The following is an 18,494-nucleotide window of genomic DNA, read 5'->3' as shown; positions in this document are numbered from 1 at the left end:
TTTAATCTTTTAAATTAGTCAGCGATTTAGAAGTCTTTCCTTAGCATACTGAATCATCTTCTCAGCCACGTCCTTCTTGTAGTCAAAGCCCATCTTGTGAGCAAGGGATTGAGCCTCTTGGTGGAAAAGTTGTATCGTAGCAAATAAAGACTGGGTGATTTTATCTAAACTTGAGAAATCAAGCAGATTTGAGAATTCTTTCTCTTTCTCTGCAGGTAAATACTGGAAAAGATACTTGTAGTTCTTGCCTACATCAATCGTCCCCTTATCTGCTGTGACCTGCCAAGCCAAGACCTTCAAGAGTTCTTGTTGACAATTCCCGTAGAGATGGTCAGTCGCATAAATGAGTTGCTTGCGATGAATACCCTTAACCACATAGGCTGATACCCACCAAAATTCATTGCAGACTTTTTCAAAATCTATCTGACTAGCTGGATCCGCCCAGTAACGTTGAGGACTTGGAGAATGAGGCATAAACAAGCCCATCTTATCTTCTAAAACTGTATAATTAGCTTCACTATCCACCCACTCTTGGATATGATCTTTGGGGCAGAGGGTCAAATCAATCCGATTGCCATCTTCAAAGAGCATGAGATAGAGACGACGATGGTCTAGTAGGACATGCTGCTCGATAATACGTTTGCCAAACTGATCCAACCAAGATAAATCTATAATCAGCTCGTCCAGATTCTCTACAACATAGACTACATCATAATCTTGAAACTCGTCTTTTGAAGCCTTTTGGTTTGTCCGTGAACCAGACATGGCCACAGCTTCTACTTGTAAGGTTTCGGAAATCTTTAAAATTACATCGAGCATTTCTGCTTCAGTTCTCATGTTGATATCCATTCATTAAAAAGTGACTTAAAACACTGTCGCTTCTTCCAGCGTAAACTTGACATTGTCTTCAATCCACTTACGGCGTGGTTCGACCTTGTCTCCCATGAGGACATTGACGCGACGTTCTGCTCGTGCTAGGTCTTCAATCGTAACACGGATGAGGGTACGGGTTTCTGGATTCATAGTTGTTTCCCAGAGCTGATCCGCATTCATCTCACCAAGACCTTTATAGCGTTGGAGGGTAGCACCTTTACCAAAGTGTTTACGGAGTTCTTCTAGCTCTCCGTCCGTCCAAGCATAGGCCACTTCTTCTTTCTTGCCTTTTCCTTTGGACATCTTGTAAAGAGGCGGAAGGGCGATATAGACATGACCTGCCTCAACTAACGGACGCATGTAGCGGTAGAAAAATGTCAAGAGCAAGGTCTGGATGTGAGCACCATCGGTATCCGCATCGGTCATGATAATGATCTTGTCATAGTTAGCATCTTCAATGGAGAAGTCGCCCCCCACACCAGCGCCGATGGTATAAATCATAGTGTTGATTTCCTCATTTTTGAGAATATCCGCCATCTTGGCTTTAGCTGTATTGATAACCTTACCTCGAAGAGGCAAGATAGCCTGGAACTTACGGTCACGACCTTGTTTAGCAGAACCACCGGCAGAGTCCCCCTCGACCAGGTAAAGTTCATTTTTCGCAGGATTTTTAGACTGAGCTGGCGTTAATTTACCAGAAAGCAAGCCCTTATCTTTTTTGTTTTTCTTGCCATTTCGGCTCTCATCACGCGCTTTACGAGCTGCTTCGCGAGCATCACGGGCCTTGATAGCCTTACGGATAAGGTTAGAAGCCAATTCTCCATTTTCCATAAGGAAGAAGGTCAACTTATCAGCCACAATTCCATCCACAACTGGGCGAGCTAGTGGGCTGCCTAGTTTGTCCTTGGTCTGCCCTTCAAACTGAAGATGTTCTTCCGGAACCAAGATAGAAAGAACAGCTGCTAAACCCTCACGATAGTCTGAACCTTCAAGGTTTTTATCTTTTTCCTTGAGAAGCCCCGTCTTACGCGCATAGTCATTCATAACCTTAGTAATGGCAGACTTGAGTCCTGTCTCGTGCGTTCCACCGTCCTTTGTGCGGACGTTATTGACAAAGGACAGAATGTTATCTGAGAATCCGTCATTATACTGGAGGGCTACTTCCACTTGAAAACCATTGTCTTCCCCTTCAAAATAAAGGACTGGTGTCAAGGTTTCCTTGTCTTCGTTGAGGTAGGATACAAAGTCTTGTACCCCGTTTTCATAGTGAAACTCAACAGCTTCATCTGTTCGCTTGTCCGTCAAAGACAAGGTCACATTTTTCAAGAGAAAGGCTGACTCATTGAGACGTTCTGAAATGGTATTGTACTTGAAGTCTGTCGTAGAAAAAATCGTCGCATCAGGCATAAAGGTAACCTTGGTACCTGTTTTAGACTTGGGTGCTGTAGCAATTTTCTTCAGAGTTGTGACAGGTTTTCCGCCATTTTCAAATCGTTGTTTATAAACCGTTCCATCACGGGTAATTTCTACTTCTAACCAGCTAGAAAGGGCATTAACAACAGAAGAACCCACCCCGTGAAGTCCACCTGATGTCTTGTAGCCTCCTTGACCAAATTTTCCTCCTGCATGAAGAATGGTAAAGATTACTTCAACCGTTGGAATCCCCATAGCGTGCATCCCCGTCGGCATCCCACGTCCGTGGTCTTGCACAGTCAAACTTCCATCTTTATTGATGGTCACATCAATACGATCACCAAATCCAGACAAGGCTTCATCGACTGCATTATCGACGATTTCCCAGACTAGGTGGTGAAGACCCGCACCATCGGTTGATCCGATATACATCCCTGGACGTTTTCGAACCGCATCCAACCCTTCTAGCACCTGAATGGCGTCATCATTATAATTATTAATATTGATTTCCTTTTTTGACACAAGGAACCTCCTATTCGTTCATCTTTACTATTCTACAAGTTTTCCAAGGATTTTGCAAAATTTTTCTTTCTCCGATGTGACAATTTCAGAAGAGATTCTCTGCCTTTCTTCTCCATTTCATGATATAATAGGAGTATGATTACAATAGTTTTATTAATCCTGGCCTATCTGCTGGGTTCGATTCCGTCTGGTCTCTGGATTGGACAAGTATTCTTTCAAATCAATCTGCGCGAGCATGGATCTGGAAATACTGGAACAACCAATACTTTCCGAATTTTAGGTAAGAAAGCTGGTATGACGACCTTTGTGATTGACTTTTTCAAAGGAACCCTAGCAACGCTTCTTCCAATTATTTTTCATCTGCAAGGAGTTTCGCCTCTCATCTTTGGACTTTTGGCTGTTATTGGCCATACCTTCCCTATCTTTGCAGGATTTAAGGGAGGCAAGGCTGTCGCAACCAGTGCTGGAGTGGTTTTCGGATTTGCACCTGCCTTCTGTCTCTACCTTGCAGTTGTTTTTTTTGGAACCCTCTATCTTGGTAGTATGATTTCACTATCTAGTGTCACAGCATCTATCGCGGCTGTCATCGGAGTTCTACTCTTTCCACTTTTTGGTTTTATCCTGAGCAACCATGACCCTCTATTCATCGCTATTATCCTAGCACTTGCTAGTTTGATTATTATTCGTCATAAGGACAACATCGCTCGTATCAAAAATAAAACTGAAAATTTGGTTCCTTGGGGTCTCAACCTGACTCATCAAAAACCTAAAAAATAAAACGCCAGTTTTGAACTGACGTTTTTTTGTATGCTTATTTTGATTTGATATAGTTAATACCATCTGCTTTTGGTGCAACTGCTTTTCCAAAGAAGGCTGCCAAGACAAGAATTGTCAAGACATAAGGTGCGATTTGAAGATAAACCGTAGGCACTCCTTGTAAGAACGGCAATTGAGCACCGATAACAGCCAAACTTTGTGAAAGTCCAAAGAAGAGACTAGATAGCATGGCTCCGATTGGATTCCATTTTCCGAAGATCATCGCAGCAAGAGCGATAAATCCAGGTCCAACAATAGTTGTTACTGAGAAGTTAACTGAGATGGATTGAGCATAAATCGCTCCGCCAATTCCACCTAGAACACCTGAAATGATAACCCCTAAATATCTCATCTTGTAGACATTGATTCCCAAAGTATCCGCTGCTTGAGGGTGCTCACCTACAGAGCGAAGACGAAGACCAAAACGAGTCTTAAAGAGAATAAACCAAGCAAGGAACGAGAAGGCAATCGCCAAGTAACCAAGAAGGCTAGTTGACTTGAAGAAGATATCACCGATTACTGGGATATTTGCCAAGACTGGGAAATCAAAGCGTCCAAAAGTTTGACTTAGGTTGTCGGTTTGTCCTTTGTTATAAAGGACTTTCACTAAGAACACAGCCAAGGCTGGCGCCATCAAGTTCAACACCGTACCGCTGACAACATGGTCTGCACGGAAATGAACCGTCGCTGCCGCGTGGATGATAGAGAAGAGACCACCAACCAATCCTGCTACAAGCAAGGATAGCCATGGAGTTGCTGCTCCAAATTGTTCTGCAAATTCAAGGTTAAAGACAACTCCAGAAAAGGCACCCATAACCATAATTCCTTCAAGACCGACGTTTACCACACCACCACGTTCAGAGAAAACACCACCAATACTTGTAAAGATGAGAGGCGCTGAGTAAATCAGCATAGAAGACACCAAGAGGGTGAGCAAGGTTGTAATAGACATCTTTACTTACCTCCTTTAACTTGTTTTTTCGGTTTGACAAAGCGTTCGATAAGGTAATGAACACTGACAAAGAAGATAATAGACGCTGTTACAATGCTGACAAGCTCAGACGGTACCTGCGCCGCATTCATACCTGGGGCTCCAACTTGGAGAACACCAAATAGGAAGGCTGCAAAGAGAATACCAATTGGTGAGTTGGCCGCAAGCAGACTAACCGCCATCCCGTTAAATCCGATAGCTAATGATGCCCCTTGAACGTAGACGTTCTGGAAGGTTCCAAGTCCTTCAACAGCTCCACCAAGACCTGCCAAAGCACCTGAAATAATCATTGAGAGGATAATCGTTCGCTTTGCAGAAATACCAGCGTATTCTGAAGCATGTGGATTGAGACCAACCGCACGGATTTCAAAACCAAGAGTTGTTTTCTTGAGCATGAACCAAATAACTGCAACCGCAATGATGGCAAAGAAAATACCAATATTCATCCGCGAATTCCCAGTCAACTCAGCCAACCAAGGGGTCTGGTAGGTTGCATTAGCCCCGACACGAATGGTCGAATCTGTACTTTGCATGAAATCTTTAGGGAAGGCATGGATAAAAGCATTTCCTACATACAAGACAATGTAGTTCATCATGATGGTTACAATAACCTCTGACGTCCCTAGATAGGCTCTAAGAATACCCGGAATCGCTCCGACAATCCCTCCTGCAATCAAGGCAATCACAATAGTTGCTAGAATCATCAAGGGACGTGGCATATCTGGATGCGACAAGGCAAACCAACCACTTAAAATCCAACCAGCCAAGGCCTGACCAGGAAGCCCGACGTTAAAGAAACCTGCACGACTGGCAACAGCAAATCCAAGACCAATCAAGACCAAAGGTCCCATTGCACGGAAGATTTCTCCAATCCCACGTAGACTACCAAAAGCTGTATAGAACAATTCTTCGTAGCCCCAGATGGCATCATAACCGAAGATCCACATGACAATGGCTCCGAGTAAAATTCCTAGGAATACAGAAATCAAGGGAACCGAAATTTGTTGTAATTTTTTAGACATCACTCTTCTCCTTTCCCAAGTTTCCACCAGCCATCAAGACACCTAGTTCTTGTTTATTGGTTGTTTCTGGTGATACAATACCTTGAATCTTACCATCATGGATAACAGCAATACGGTCTGAGACGTTTAAAATCTCATCCAATTCAAAGCTGACAACAAGGACAGCCTTACCATTATCACGCTCTTCAATCAAGCGTTTGTGGATATATTCAATAGCACCGACATCCAACCCACGAGTTGGCTGGCTGACGATAAGGAGATCAGGATCACGATCAATTTCACGAGCAATAATTGCTTTTTGTTGATTTCCTCCTGAGAGTGCAGCTGCTGGAACAAATTCACTGGCAGCACGAACATCAAACTCTTCCATTAGCTTTTTAGCATACGAAGTAATATTTGAATAGTTCAAAATTCCATTTTTACTATGCGGTTCTTTGTAGTAGGTTTGAAGGGCAATATTTTCAGAAATCATCATTTCTAAAATCAAACCATCACGATGACGGTCTTCTGGAACGTGCCCCACGCTTAGTTCTGTAATTTGTCGTGGATGTAGGCCAACAATTGAATTTCCTTTTAGATCGATACTTCCAGATTCAACCTTGCGAAGACCTGTGATAGCTTGAATCAGTTCAGACTGACCATTCCCATCAATCCCTGCAATACCAACAATCTCTCCAGCACGAACATCCAAGGACAGATTTTTAACAGCTGGGACACCGCGGTTTTCATTAACCACCAAGTCTTTAACAGACAAGACCACTTCTTTTGGTTGAGCATCTTGTTTCTCTGTTTTAAAGGAAACAGAACGTCCCACCATCATTTCTGCTAAATCAGCATTGGTAGCTCCTGCAATTTCGACGGTTTCAATTGATTTCCCACGACGGATAACTGTAACGCGGTCAGAAACTGCCCGAATTTCATCCAACTTGTGGGTGATCAAAATAATTGATTTTCCTTCTTTGACAAGATTTTTCATAATAGCCATCAACTCATCAATTTCTGATGGAGTCAAGACAGCCGTTGGTTCGTCAAAGATAAGGATATCAGCCCCCCGATAAAGGGTTTTTAAAATTTCTACACGTTGTTGGGCTCCAACTGAGATATCTGCCACCTTGGCAGAAGGGTCAACAGCTAAGCCATAACGTTCAGAAAGAGCCTTGATTTCTTTGCTAGCTCCAGCGATATCTAGCACACCATTTTTAGTTAATTCACTTCCTAAAATGATATTTTCAGCCACTGTGAAGGCTTCTACCAACATAAAGTGCTGGTGAACCATTCCAATTCCCAAGTTAGCCGCTTTAGATGGTGAGTCGAGGTTGACAACTTGACCATTGACCGCAATTTCACCACTGGTTGGTTCAAGAAGCCCTGCTAACATGTTCATTAGCGTGGACTTTCCAGCTCCATTTTCTCCTAAAAGTGCATGAATTTCACCTTTTCGTAGGTGCAGATTGATTTTGTCGTTGGCAACAAATTCACCAAACACCTTGGTAATATCACGCATCTCAATGACATTTTCGTGTGCCATGTGCTCTTCCTTTCAGAGTCTTATTTTATTTCAATAAAACTTGCTAGTTTGTCTAGTAGCAAGCTTTACTGAGACAAAATGACTTTGTCTCAACTCTTAAAAAAGCGGCCGAGGGCCGCTTCCTAAGAAATGACTTCCATCCATTATTTTGCAGGAACTTTTACGCTTCCATCAAGGATTTTAGCTTTTGCATCTTCAACAGCTTTTTTACCTTCTTCTGAAAGGTTTGTCACTGCCAAGTCAACCCCTTTATCTTTCAATGAGTAAACGATTACTTGACCGCCAGGGAACTCACCTTTTTCTGCTTTGTTAGAAATATCTTTTACAGTTGTGCCAACTTGTTTCAAAGTAGATACAAGAACAAAGTTTGATTCTTTACCATCTTTAGAAGTGTATTTACCTTCTACTTCTTGATCACGGTCAACACCGATAACCCAAACTTTTTCATTTTCAGGACGGCTTTCATTGAGTGATTTTGCTTCTGCAAAGACACCTGCACCTGTACCACCAGCTACTTGGTAAACAACGTCTGCACCAGCTGCGTATTGTGCCGCTGCAATTGTTTTACCTTTGGCATTATCATTAAATGAACCAGCATAGTCAACTTGTACTTTTATAGATGAATCTACCGAGGCAACACCTGCCTTGAAACCAGCTTCAAAACGAGAGATAACTTCAGACTCCATACCACCTACAAAACCAACTTGTTTTGTCTTAGTTGTTTTAGCTGCTGCAACACCTGCGAGATAAGCAGATTCATTGTCAGCGAAAGTTACGCTAGCAACATTCTTTTTATCTTTAATCACATCATCAATCAAGACATAGTTGATATCTGAGTGTTCTTTAGCTGCTTCTTCAACTGCATTATGAAGGGCAAAACCAACGCCAAAGATTAGGTTGTAACCTCCAGCCGCTTGTTGCAAGTTGTTAGCATAGTCTGCTTCACTTGTTGATTGGAAGTAAGTGTAGCCTTTATCTTTTGCAAGATTATGTTCTTTACCCCAGTCTTGCAAACCTTCCCAAGCTGATTGGTTGAATGATTTGTCATCAACACCACCAGTATCAGTGACGATTGCTGCTTTTGTCTTCACATCAGAAGATGAAGCTGCATTACGAGAAGAGCGGTTACCACATGCAGCAAGTCCAACTGCTGCCACTGCAACTAGACCAAGGCCTAGCCATTGTTTCTTGTTCATTACTGAACCTCCTAAATAAGATGTGCAACGATGTTGCAAGTATGGATTGGTTGGCCACAAGGACCGTGTCACTCAGAGAGCGACTCAGACTAGTTTAAGTCTGTAAAAGAGTATGGAAGTAATTCCCCGACCGTCATCTCGACCGTCGATTTATCTTTGGCAACTAGAGTCACTTTTAGATCTTTTTCAAAAAATTCAGCCATCACTTGGCGACAAGCACCACATGGCGAGATTGGTTTTTCAGTCTGTCCATAGACAATCAATTCTGAAAACTCTCTTTGGCCTTCGGAAACTGCTTTAAAAATCGCTGTACGCTCTCCACAGTTGGTCAAAGAATAGCTAGCATTCTCGATATTGACACCGGTATAAATACTAGCATCTTTTGCCACAAGAACAGCTCCGACAGGAAAGTGAGAATAGGGCACATAAGCTTTCTTGCTGGTTTCAATTGCTAGGTCAATCAACTCAGTAGTCGCCATCTGCCAATTCTCCTTTTAAAATGGTTACTCCAGCTGACGTTCCGATACGAGTAGCACCCGCTTCCACAAAGGCAAGAGCATCTGCATAAGAACGAGCTCCACCTGCAGCCTTGACACCCATTTCAGTTCCAACTGTTTCACGCATTAATGTAACATCTGCTATAGTTGCTCCACCAGTTGAAAAACCAGTAGATGTTTTGACGAAGTCAGCTCCAGCTTTTTGGGACAATTGGCAAGCCACTACTTTTTCTTGGTCTGTCAGAAGGCAAGCTTCAATAATGACTTTCACTAACTTGTCACAACTTGCTTCTACTACCGCACGAATATCCGACTCAACCAAGGTTAAATTACCTGATTTGAGAGCACCGACATTAATGACCATGTCAATCTCATCTGCACCATTTTGGATAGCTTCCTTGGTTTCAAAAGCTTTCACAGCTGAAGTTGTTGCTCCCAAAGGGAAACCTACCACAGTGCAGACCTTAACATCAGTGCCTTCAAGACCTTTTTTAGCATGTTCAACCCAGGTCGGATTGACGCAAACACTGGCAAAATCATAAGCTTTAGCCTCAGACAACAAACAATCAATTTGTTCTTCTGTTGCATCTTGTTTTAAAAGCGTATGATCAATATATTTATTTAATTTCATATTCGGATTCTCCTGCAGTTTATGAGATAATTTCGATAATTTCTCTTAAACTTTGCACGCTATCATTTATTTTAACATATTTTTGAAAATCTGTAACTAGCTGAGGAGAAATTTTTCCATTTGTGTATACTTTTGCAACAATTTCTCCCTTTTGAACGGAATCTCCAACTTTCTTTTCAAAAACAATTCCTGTTTCATAGTCCAAGGCATCAGACTTGACTGCACGGCCTGCTCCTAGTCTCATAGCATAAAGCCCAAATTCCATAGCTGGAAGAGCTGAAATGACCCCCGTTTCCTGAGCAGGGATTTCCACCACATGGGCTACATTTACAGGACGATAGATGTCTTCCAAGTTTCCACCTTGGGCTCGGACCATTTCCTCAAACTTAGCCAGTGCCTGTCCGCTTTCAAGATGTTTGCGAACTTCCTCCACTGTCTTCTCTACATTTGCCAAACCAAGCATAGTCTGAGCCAATTCACAGATAAAGTGGGTAATATCCTGACGGCCTTGACCTTTTAAAATCTCGAGCGCTTCAAGAATTTCAAGTCGATTGCCAATCGCACGGCCCAAAGGTTGGCTCATATCAGTGATAACAGCAACTGTCTTACGACCTACTGCTTTTCCTAAATCCACCATGGTTTGAGCCAGTTCACGTGCCTCATCGACAGTCTTCATAAAGGCACCTTCGCCAACTGTCACATCTAGCAAGATAGCATCTGCTCCAGCAGCAATTTTCTTACTCATAACTGAACTAGCAATCAAAGGAATAGTATCAACGGTTGCTGTCACATCACGTAGGGCATATAAAAGCTTGTCGGCTTTTACCAGCTGATCTGATTGCCCAATAACGGATACACCAATATCCTGCACTTGGCGAATGAAATCTTCCTGACTACGCTCGACTTGGTAGCCCTTGATAGACTCCAATTTATCAATCGTTCCACCAGTATGTCCAAGACCACGTCCACTCATCTTAGCTACAGGAACACCAAAGCTGGCCACTAGGGGAGCCAAAATCAAGGTCACCTTATCACCAACACCACCCGTAGAATGCTTGTCAACCTTAACCCCATCAATAGCCGATAAATCAAACTCTTGGCCCGTCTGAACCATTTTCATAGTTAGGTCAGAGATTTCTCGAGTCGTCATTCCCTTGAAATAAATAGCCATAGCAAGGGCTGACATTTGGTAATCTGGAACCGTTCCATCCACGTAGCCCTTGACTAGCCATTCGATTTCACTTGAAGTCAGTTCTTGACCGTCTCGTTTCTTTTGGATTAAATCAACTGCTCTCATTCGTTCACACTTCTAAGGATATAGTATCCCTTATCTTTTTTGACGATTTCACAATTGCCAAACACATCTTCCATCTTGGACTTGGCACTTGGAGCCCCTTGTTTTTTCTGGATAACGATAGTCAAATCCCCACCAGTTTCCAAGAAATCTTTGCTTTTCTCAATGATTTCATGAACCACTTGCTTGCCTGCACGGATCGGGGGATTGGAAATAACATGGTTAAATTTTCCCTCGACTTGCTCATAGATGTTGGACTGGAAAATCATCGCTTCTACTTTATTTCGTTCAGCATTTTGTCGCGCTAAATCCAAGGCACGATTATTAATATCGACCATGGTCGCCTGAGCTCCAAAAGCCTTAGCTAAGGACAAACCCAAAGGTCCGTACCCACAACCTACATCAAGGACAGTTTCTCCTTGGTTGACCTCTAGATACTTGAGCAAGAGTTGACTTCCGAAGTCAACCATTTTCTTGCTAAAAACACCCGCATCCGTCAAAAAGGTCATTTTTTCTCCCAACAATTCCACTCTCAACTCATGAATGTCGTGAGCAGCATCAGGATTTTCTGCATAATACATTTTACTCATGAAACTATTTTACCATAATTTTACGAATAATTAAATCGTTTTCAAGTAATTCGACAGGACTAGAGGGTTTGTCTCAAATCTTTCGGGGTATGAGACTTTTTCATATAGATTCAGGATGTTTTTAGATCCAAAATATGCTATACTAAAGTATCAAATACGAAAGAAAAACCTATGACCAACGAATTTTTACATTTTGAAAAAATCAGCCGCCAGACTTGGCAATCTTTGCATCGAAAAACAACACCTCCTTTGACTGAAGAGGAATTAGAGTCCATCAAGAGTTTTAATGACCAGATTAGTCTACAGGATGTTACCGATGTCTATCTTCCCCTAGCCCATCTCATTCATATTTACAAGCGCACAAAGGAAGACTTAGCTTTTTCAAAAGGAATTTTCCTCCAACGTGAAAGCAAACCTCAGCCTTTTATCATCGGTGTTTCAGGCAGTGTTGCTGTTGGGAAATCAACAACCAGTCGGCTACTTCAGATACTGCTATCACGTACACTAACTGATGCAAAAGTTGAATTAGTCACCACTGATGGCTTTCTCTATCCTAACCAAACCTTGATTGACCAAGGAATTTTAAATCGCAAGGGATTTCCAGAAAGTTATGATATGGAAGCTCTCCTTAACTTCTTAGACCGGATAAAAAATGGCCAAGATGTAGATATTCCTGTTTATTCTCATGAAGTCTACGATATCCTTCCTGAAGCAAAGCAAGTTGTTAAAGCTGCCGACTTTGTGATTGTCGAAGGGATTAATGTATTTCAAAATCCACAAAACGAGCGCCTTTATATCACGGACTTCTTTGATTTTTCTATCTATGTTGATGCTGCAGTGGATGACATCGAGAGTTGGTATCTTGACCGCTTCTTAAAATTACTTAGCCTAGCCCAAAACGACCCAGATAGCTACTACTATCGTTTTACTAAAATGCCGATTGGGGAAGTGGAATCCTTAGCCCATCAAGTCTGGTCTGACATCAATCTTATCAATCTACAAAATTATATTGAACCGACCAGAAATCGGGCTGAAGTCATTCTCCATAAAACCAAGAATCATGAAATCGATGAAATTTACTTAAAAAAATAATTTTCCCTTGTCAAAACGTAAGTTTTCAGATATAATAGTATAGTTAGTAAATATGGAGGTAAGAACATTGGCAAACATTAAATCAGCTATCAAACGCGCTGAATTGAACGTTAAACAAAACGAAAAGAATTCAGCTCAAAAATCAGCTATGCGTACTGCTATCAAAGCTTTCGAAGCAAACCCATCTGAAGAACTTTTCCGTGCTGCTAGCTCAGCTATCGATAAAGCAGAAACTAAAGGTTTGATTCACAAAAACAAAGCAAGCCGCGACAAAGCTCGTCTTTCAGCTAAACTTGCTAAATAAGAAACAGTCCATAGAGGCTGTTTTTTTGTCTCCAAATACAAAAAGGTAGAAAATGAAAATCGCAATTATCGGATATTCTGGTGCTGGTAAGTCAACGCTAGCTGAAAAGTTATCTCTCTACTACTCCATCCCAAAACTTCACATGGATACACTCCAATTTCAACCTGGTTGGCAAGACAGCGACCGCGAATGGATGTTGACCGAGATGAAAAGCTTTCTCACCAAGCATGAAGCTTGGGTCATTGATGGGAATTATTCTTGGTGCTATTACGAGGAAAGAATGAAAGATGCGGACCAAATTATCTTTCTCAATTTTTCACCTTGGAATTGTCTGTTACGAGCCTTTAAGCGTTATCTCAAATACCGTGGAAAAGTTAGAGAAAGCATGGCAGATGGCTGTAAAGAACAATTTAACTGGGAATTCATCAAATGGATCCTCTGGGAAGGGCGAACAAAAAATGCTAAGGATAGATACCAATACTTAAACAATACTTACCCAGAAAAGATGCATATTCTCCATTCTCAAGCAGAGATTGATTGTTTTTTGCAATCTTTAAAAAAGTAAACAATATAGTAGCATTTCATTAAAATCAGCATGCACTGATTGACTAAAAGGAAGTTTTTCATCCAGAAAGTCTTCCTTTTTTCCTTTTATTCAACAATTAAAAATAACTCTAGCAATTTATAAATCAACAATAAAATTCCCCTAAAAATGAAGAGAATCTTGTTCATAGTTTCTGAGTTCGTGATACAAAAAAACTGAAGGAAGTATAGTCCTACTTCTTTCAGTTTTTTATTGTCTCAATTTAGAAAAAACTTCTCCAATCTTACCTTCGATAACTAAATCAGCTTGGCTGTCTTGAGGAGTGCTGGACTTGTTGATAACGACAAGATTTGACCCTGAAAAATAATTGACTAGGCTAGCTGCAGGGTAAACAACTAAGGAAGTTCCACCGATGATCAACAAATCTGCTTGCTGAATGGCCTGAGCAGCCTGGCTAAAGACATCCATATCAAGTGATTCCTCATAGAGTGTTACATCAGGCTTGACCACCTTGCCACAGTCCAAACAATGAGGAACTGGACCCTTCAAAGCTAAAAAAGCATCCAAATCATAAAAACGATGGCAACCAAGACAGTAATTTCGGTCCGCACTTCCATGCAGTTTAAAAACCTTTTTAGAACCAGCCATTTCGTGAAGACTATCGATATTTTGTGTCACAATAGCCTCTAGCTTACCCATTTTTTCTAAAACCGCAAGATAGATATGGGCTGCATTGGGTTTTGCTTTTGGATAAATCAGATGTTTCTTGTAGAAATCAAAAAAATCTTCTGGATAGCGCTCAAACATGGTCCGTGAGACAAGCTGCTCTGCTGTAAAATGGCGGTTCAATTTAAGATTATAAACACCATTTGAACTACGAAAATCAGGGATGTTTGATTCGGTTGAGACGCCTGCTCCTCCGAAAAAGACAATTTTTTGACTTTTATCAACTAAGTCTTGTAATTGGTCTATTTTGTTCATCCTCTTCTCCTTGTATCTCATCTTCTAAAAAAGTTGAAAACCAATCGCTTCTAGGAGACTGATTTTCAACTTTATCTTTATTGTTCCTTAAATGTTTATGATTAAATCGTTTGAATCAAACTTAGAAATGACCCTATCTTAAATTGATACGACGATTAGTCAGCAATCAAAGTTTCCAATCCAACCTTCATCATATCGGTGAAGGTATTTTGGCGTTCTTCTGCAGTCGTATCTTCATCTGGATTGACCAAACTGTCAGAAATAGTCATGATAGCAAGAGCATCAACCTGATGTTGGGCAGCCAAGTAATACAGAGCTGCCGCTTCCATTTCTACAGCTTTAACTCCCCATTTACCGAGCTCGATATTCTTTTCAAAGTAGTTCGAGTAAAAGACATCTGATGACAACACATTTCCAACGTGGGTAGTCATTCCAAGTTCTTTTGAAATGTGATAAGCCTTGTCCAGCAAGTCAAAACTTGCAATTTGTGGAAAATCGTACTGTGGCCAGTCATTACGGATGATGTTTGAATTAGTAGCAGCTGCTTGAGCCAAAACCAATTCGCGGACATGGACATCTTCGTTTAAGGAACCAGCAGTGCCCACACGGATCAACTTTTTAACACCATAGTCGACAATTAACTCACGCGCATAAATAGAGATAGATGGCATCCCCATTCCAGTCCCCATGACAGAAACACGGTGACCCTTGTAGGTCCCTGTGTAACCGAACATGTTACGCACTTCATTAAAACAAACAGCGTCTTCTAGAAAATTCTCAGCAATAAACTTAGCACGAAGAGGATCCCCTGGAAGAAGAATTTTATCAGCAATTTCACCCTGCTGAGCAGCAATATGGATAGACATAATATAAGATACCAAACCCGTCAAAAAGCAAAGGGAAAATAGGAGTTGGGTGCAGTGAGCGATGCTCGCTAGACCAACTATCTTTTTCCCACTGCTTTTATGGTGGGTTCAATTCCTTTCTTTCTTAATTTTGATGATATTGAGAAGATTAGACCGGCTTCAATTCAAACCCGAATTCCCCTTCTCTTCTGAGTTTTTAGAAAAGTTTTCCGCTCGTGTTCAAATCAGAACACACGCTCTACCTTTCTTTTTTGTATATTTAGGATAGCGACAGAGAACAAAGTAAAAATAGGAAACTGACGAAGCATCTCAGATGCTAGACAGTTTATCTTTTTTACACAGTTCTCCGCCCGTATTCAGTTCAATGAATACAGTTAACCCATCCTTTCTTTTATTGTTATGAAAAGTTTTCCGCTCGTGTTCAAATCAAAACACACGCTCTACCTTTCTTTTTTATATTTCATTTTTAGAAAGATACCAAACCCGTCAAAAAGCGAAGGGAAAATAGGAGTTGGGCGAAGTGAGCGATGCTCGCTAGACCAACTATCTTTTTCCCACTGCTTTTAGGGTGGGGTCAATTCCTTTCTTTCATAATTTATATGATTATTTAAGTTCAGTCTAGAATCAATGGAAAATCAGACTCCCTTTTCTTTCCAGTAAACCGACTTTAAAAAATGGAAACAAAGTCTCAACTACTATTTTTACTTGTTTTAACATTTTGCCACAAAGCATCTAGAGTTTTAGCAAATCCATAAGCTACATACGCTGTTACTAGAAGATAGGGTAAGGATTCTTGATTCAGACCAGTAAAACCGACTACTAGACCTGTAGCTGATAAAGGAGCCCTGAGCGTTACTGTCAAAAAACAAACTGAACCTAAAAGTAAAAGGGTTGTAGGATTTTCGACTCCAAGAGTGAAACTCAATAGGGCAGCCCCCGCCATTCCCAAGGAGAAAGATGGTGTCAAAGTTCCCCCATAGGCTCCTGCCCAAAGGGTGATTAGAACGACAAAAGCTTTGAAAACAAATAAGAGAAGTACTGTTCTAGCATCACTTCCATTTAGCAAGTCCTGAGCCATCATGCGACCATTTCCAAGAAGGTGTGGATAATATAAAGCCAGACCTGCTACTAAAAGAAAACTTAGTGGCAAACTAAAAAGAATCCACTTGTTTTTGATTCGGTGTATAGTTGCCTGCTTCATCATGGTTCCAAAGAACCAAGCTAATGGGACCACGGTCAGAACCAAAAGAGGTAGCAATCTCATTTCCTGTAGTGACCATGTCAGAACTGGCATCTGGTAAAGAGCATGATTTGAAATAACAAAACCTGCAATGTTGGCAGATAGATAAGTTGTCAAACCAACTAAGACAAAACGTTTAACCGAAAATGCAAGTCCCAAAGTTTCAAAGACAAAAAAGATACTAGTGAGTGGAACTTGATAAACTGCAGCTAAACCTGCCCCCGCCCCACAAGCAATGAGAAAGAGGCGCTCCTCAATAGGAAGGCAAAAGATTTTTCCGATAGGTCTTGCAAATAAAGCTCCAATTTCACGAGGGGCTCCCTCTTTACCAATAGGGGCTCCTCCTCCTACTGCAATAATTTGCCAAAGTGAATGAAAAAGTTGTTTCCAAATATGAATTTTAGGGGGACTTCCGTCCTTTCCAATTTCAAGCTGTCCTTTGATAGAGAAAATCTTCACTTTTCTTTGCAAAAAGTACCAAACCACGGCTGAGCTAAGTCCTACGACAAGTAAACTGTATCCAATCCTTGAATCAGACACCCCATCTGTCAAGAAGGCCGTTTGATGCTCTGTCTGACCAAAGGCAAAGAATTCAACCAATTCCAGTAGATAGTTGAGAACAATACCTACCAAACCAGAAACTAGCCCTAGCATGATAGTTGCTAAGACTAATTTAAGGTCAGTAGGGAATCGCCGAAGTAAACTTCTCGATTCTTTGACCATAATTACAATTCAGCAAGAATGGCTTTTAGCAAGCCCTTGAAATCGCCTTTAACACGTTCAGTCACTTCTACAACTTCTTCGTGGTTGAGTTCTTCTTGGAAGCCTGCAGCATGATTAGTGATACATGAAATTCCTAGAACTTTTAAGCCAGAGTGGGCTGCAACAATAACTTCAGGAACAGTAGACATACCAACTGCATCTGCTCCCAGTGTCTTATAAGCACGAATCTCTGCTGGTGTTTCATAAGTTGGGCCAGTAACACCGATATAGACACCTTCATCAAGCTTGATACCGAGTTTTTTAGCCACTTGATGGGCAGTAGCACGGTATTCTGGTGTGTAAGCCTTAGACATATCTGGGAAACGAGGACCAAATTCATCCAAGTTTTCACCCATCAATGGGTTTTGACCTGTCATGTTGATATGGTCTGAGATAGTCATCAAAGTACCAGGCCCATATCCAATACCGCCAGCTGCATTGGTTACAATGACACCTTCACATCCAAGAACTTTCATGACACGAACTGGGAAAGTCACGACTTCAAGAGGATTTCCTTCATAGAAATGAAAACGACCTTGAAGAGCCAAGACCTTTCGACCTGCAAGTTCTCCATATACCAATTTACCAGCGTGACCGACTACTGTTGAACGGCCCCAGTTGGGAATATCTGCATAGTCTACTACAACTGGATTTTCGATTTCTTCTGCCAATTCTCCAAGCCCTGATCCAAGGATTAGACCGAACTTAGGTGCTTGGATTCCCTTGTCTTTCAGGAAGGCAGCTGTTTCATTGATTTTATCTAAAAATGGCATTGTGTGTCTCCTTTATTAGTTTTTTAGCATTTGACCGATTTTTTCAAAAGTTTTAGCATTACGAATGGTGATTTGGCGGTAGAAAGGCATCTTGAGTAAGTACTTATGATAGGCAGTTGCATAGTAGGATTCCTCAGAGAATTTCCCCCAGAAAATAGCAAGTTCTCCAAAATGAACGACTTCATCTTCCAGTTCCAAACCGTTCACTTTCTCGATCACTTGATCCACATCTAAGCCCTCAGTGTAAAAGAGAACGTCTTTTCGTGCCAAATCTTTGGTCCACCAATCTGGCAGATTCTTCAGCTCTTCTTCATAATCTTCCTGACTCAGTAATGAAAAACTCTGAATAAATGGATAATGGACTTCAAAGAATACCTCTAACTTTTCAACCAATCGGGCTTTGGGAGCTGTCGAAGTAAAGAAAATGTTGCCACTGTTGATGTAGGTCTCAACCTTTTCCAGTCCCAACTCTGTCAGTTCTTGACGAAGTTGCGCCATGACAACTTTATTTTTCCCACCTACATTAATGCCCCGAACAAGTAAAGCATATCGCGTCATC

At 41.3% G+C, this 18,494-nt stretch carries 18 protein-coding genes and 1 pseudogene; 4 read left to right on the top strand and 15 right to left on the bottom strand.

Annotated features, from left to right (window positions below):
- Positions 1-18 precede the first annotated feature (18 nt).
- Both HMPREF1117_RS05280 and parE read right to left on the bottom strand, forming a co-directional pair.
- A complete protein-coding gene (locus tag HMPREF1117_RS05280; protein ID WP_001258416.1) occupies positions 19-837 on the bottom strand; it encodes an aminoglycoside 6-adenylyltransferase in 819 nt (272 codons plus the stop codon).
- Positions 838-864: 27 nt separating this feature from the next.
- Positions 865-2,808 carry a DNA topoisomerase IV subunit B gene (parE, locus tag HMPREF1117_RS05275; RefSeq protein ID WP_000037292.1) on the bottom strand — a complete coding sequence of 648 codons (1,944 nt, stop codon included), beginning with the start codon at positions 2,806-2,808 and terminating at the stop codon, positions 865-867.
- A 135-nt stretch (positions 2,809-2,943) separates the two neighbouring features.
- Here parE and plsY point away from each other — a divergent pair, with 135 nt between their 5' ends.
- On the top strand, positions 2,944-3,585 hold the full coding sequence (gene plsY / locus HMPREF1117_RS05270) for a glycerol-3-phosphate 1-O-acyltransferase PlsY (protein WP_000628806.1): 642 nt from the start codon (positions 2,944-2,946) through the stop codon (positions 3,583-3,585).
- Positions 3,586-3,619: 34 nt separating this feature from the next.
- Here plsY and HMPREF1117_RS05265 read toward each other — a convergent pair whose 3' ends face one another.
- From HMPREF1117_RS05265 to HMPREF1117_RS05230, 8 genes are all read right to left on the bottom strand, one after another.
- On the bottom strand, positions 3,620-4,576 hold the full coding sequence (locus HMPREF1117_RS05265; protein ID WP_000029125.1) for an ABC transporter permease: 957 nt from the start codon (positions 4,574-4,576) through the stop codon (positions 3,620-3,622).
- 2 nt (positions 4,577-4,578) lie between these two features.
- On the bottom strand, positions 4,579-5,637 hold the full coding sequence (locus HMPREF1117_RS05260) for an ABC transporter permease (RefSeq protein ID WP_000038656.1): 1,059 nt from the start codon (positions 5,635-5,637) through the stop codon (positions 4,579-4,581).
- A complete protein-coding gene (locus HMPREF1117_RS05255) occupies positions 5,630-7,165 on the bottom strand; it encodes an ABC transporter ATP-binding protein (RefSeq protein ID WP_000929817.1) in 1,536 nt (511 codons plus the stop codon). The genes HMPREF1117_RS05260 and HMPREF1117_RS05255 overlap by 8 nt, the downstream gene beginning before the upstream one ends.
- Positions 7,166-7,308: 143 nt before the next feature.
- Entirely contained in the window at positions 7,309-8,361 is a 1,053-nt protein-coding gene (locus HMPREF1117_RS05250) for a BMP family lipoprotein (RefSeq protein WP_001036134.1), read from the bottom strand.
- Positions 8,362-8,450: 89 nt separating this feature from the next.
- Positions 8,451-8,840, bottom strand: coding sequence for a cytidine deaminase (locus HMPREF1117_RS05245; RefSeq protein WP_000246079.1), 390 nt, complete (start codon positions 8,838-8,840; stop codon positions 8,451-8,453).
- Entirely contained in the window at positions 8,827-9,489 is a 663-nt protein-coding gene (gene deoC / locus HMPREF1117_RS05240) for a deoxyribose-phosphate aldolase (RefSeq protein ID WP_000773707.1), read from the bottom strand. Before deoC ends, HMPREF1117_RS05245 begins: the two co-directional genes overlap by 14 nt.
- Positions 9,490-9,508: 19 nt before the next feature.
- Positions 9,509-10,786, bottom strand: coding sequence for a pyrimidine-nucleoside phosphorylase (locus tag HMPREF1117_RS05235; RefSeq protein WP_001202982.1), 1,278 nt, complete (start codon positions 10,784-10,786; stop codon positions 9,509-9,511).
- On the bottom strand, positions 10,783-11,373 hold the full coding sequence (locus HMPREF1117_RS05230; protein ID WP_081480254.1) for a class I SAM-dependent methyltransferase: 591 nt from the start codon (positions 11,371-11,373) through the stop codon (positions 10,783-10,785). The genes HMPREF1117_RS05235 and HMPREF1117_RS05230 overlap by 4 nt, the downstream gene beginning before the upstream one ends.
- Before the next feature lie 171 nt (positions 11,374-11,544).
- On the opposite strand from HMPREF1117_RS05230, the gene coaA reads away from it, so the two are divergent.
- From coaA to HMPREF1117_RS05215, 3 genes are all read left to right on the top strand, one after another.
- Positions 11,545-12,465 (top strand): type I pantothenate kinase, encoded by a 921-nt coding sequence (gene coaA / locus HMPREF1117_RS05225; RefSeq protein ID WP_000180506.1) that lies wholly within the window; start codon positions 11,545-11,547, stop codon positions 12,463-12,465.
- A gap of 67 nt (positions 12,466-12,532) precedes the next feature.
- Entirely contained in the window at positions 12,533-12,769 is a 237-nt protein-coding gene (gene rpsT, locus HMPREF1117_RS05220; RefSeq protein WP_001274000.1) for a 30S ribosomal protein S20, read from the top strand.
- A gap of 52 nt (positions 12,770-12,821) precedes the next feature.
- A complete protein-coding gene (locus tag HMPREF1117_RS05215) occupies positions 12,822-13,334 on the top strand; it encodes a DNA topology modulation protein (RefSeq protein WP_000684200.1) in 513 nt (170 codons plus the stop codon).
- Between the two features lie 228 nt (positions 13,335-13,562).
- On the opposite strand, the gene HMPREF1117_RS05210 is transcribed toward HMPREF1117_RS05215, so the two are convergent.
- The 5 genes and pseudogenes from HMPREF1117_RS05210 to HMPREF1117_RS05190 all read right to left on the bottom strand — a co-directional run bounded on the left by HMPREF1117_RS05210 (position 13,563) and on the right by HMPREF1117_RS05190 (position 18,493).
- Entirely contained in the window at positions 13,563-14,294 is a 732-nt protein-coding gene (locus tag HMPREF1117_RS05210) for an NAD-dependent protein deacylase (RefSeq protein WP_001033092.1), read from the bottom strand.
- A gap of 155 nt (positions 14,295-14,449) precedes the next feature.
- On the bottom strand, positions 14,450-15,160 hold the full coding sequence (gene deoD, locus HMPREF1117_RS05205) for a purine-nucleoside phosphorylase (RefSeq protein WP_000022095.1): 711 nt from the start codon (positions 15,158-15,160) through the stop codon (positions 14,450-14,452).
- A 688-nt stretch (positions 15,161-15,848) separates the two neighbouring features.
- Complete coding sequence (locus HMPREF1117_RS05200) at positions 15,849-17,123, bottom strand: chloride channel protein (protein ID WP_007556620.1); 1,275 nt, start codon at positions 17,121-17,123, stop codon at positions 15,849-15,851.
- 2 nt (positions 17,124-17,125) lie between these two features.
- Positions 17,126-17,935, bottom strand: a complete 810-nt coding sequence (locus HMPREF1117_RS05195; protein WP_001116153.1) for a purine-nucleoside phosphorylase — start codon at positions 17,933-17,935, stop codon at positions 17,126-17,128.
- A pseudogene (locus HMPREF1117_RS05190) lies at positions 17,923-18,493 on the bottom strand (DUF1697 domain-containing protein). The gene HMPREF1117_RS05195 and the pseudogene HMPREF1117_RS05190 overlap by 13 nt, the downstream one beginning before the upstream one ends.
- Between the last annotated feature and the right edge of the window lies 1 nt (position 18,494).

Origin of the sequence: Streptococcus sp. SK643 (assembly GCF_000259505.1) — a bacterium.
In the GTDB taxonomy this organism is placed as follows: domain Bacteria; phylum Bacillota; class Bacilli; order Lactobacillales; family Streptococcaceae; genus Streptococcus.
The sequence above is the reverse complement of the archived record's forward strand: the minus strand, read 5'-3'. Positions and strand labels throughout refer to the sequence as shown.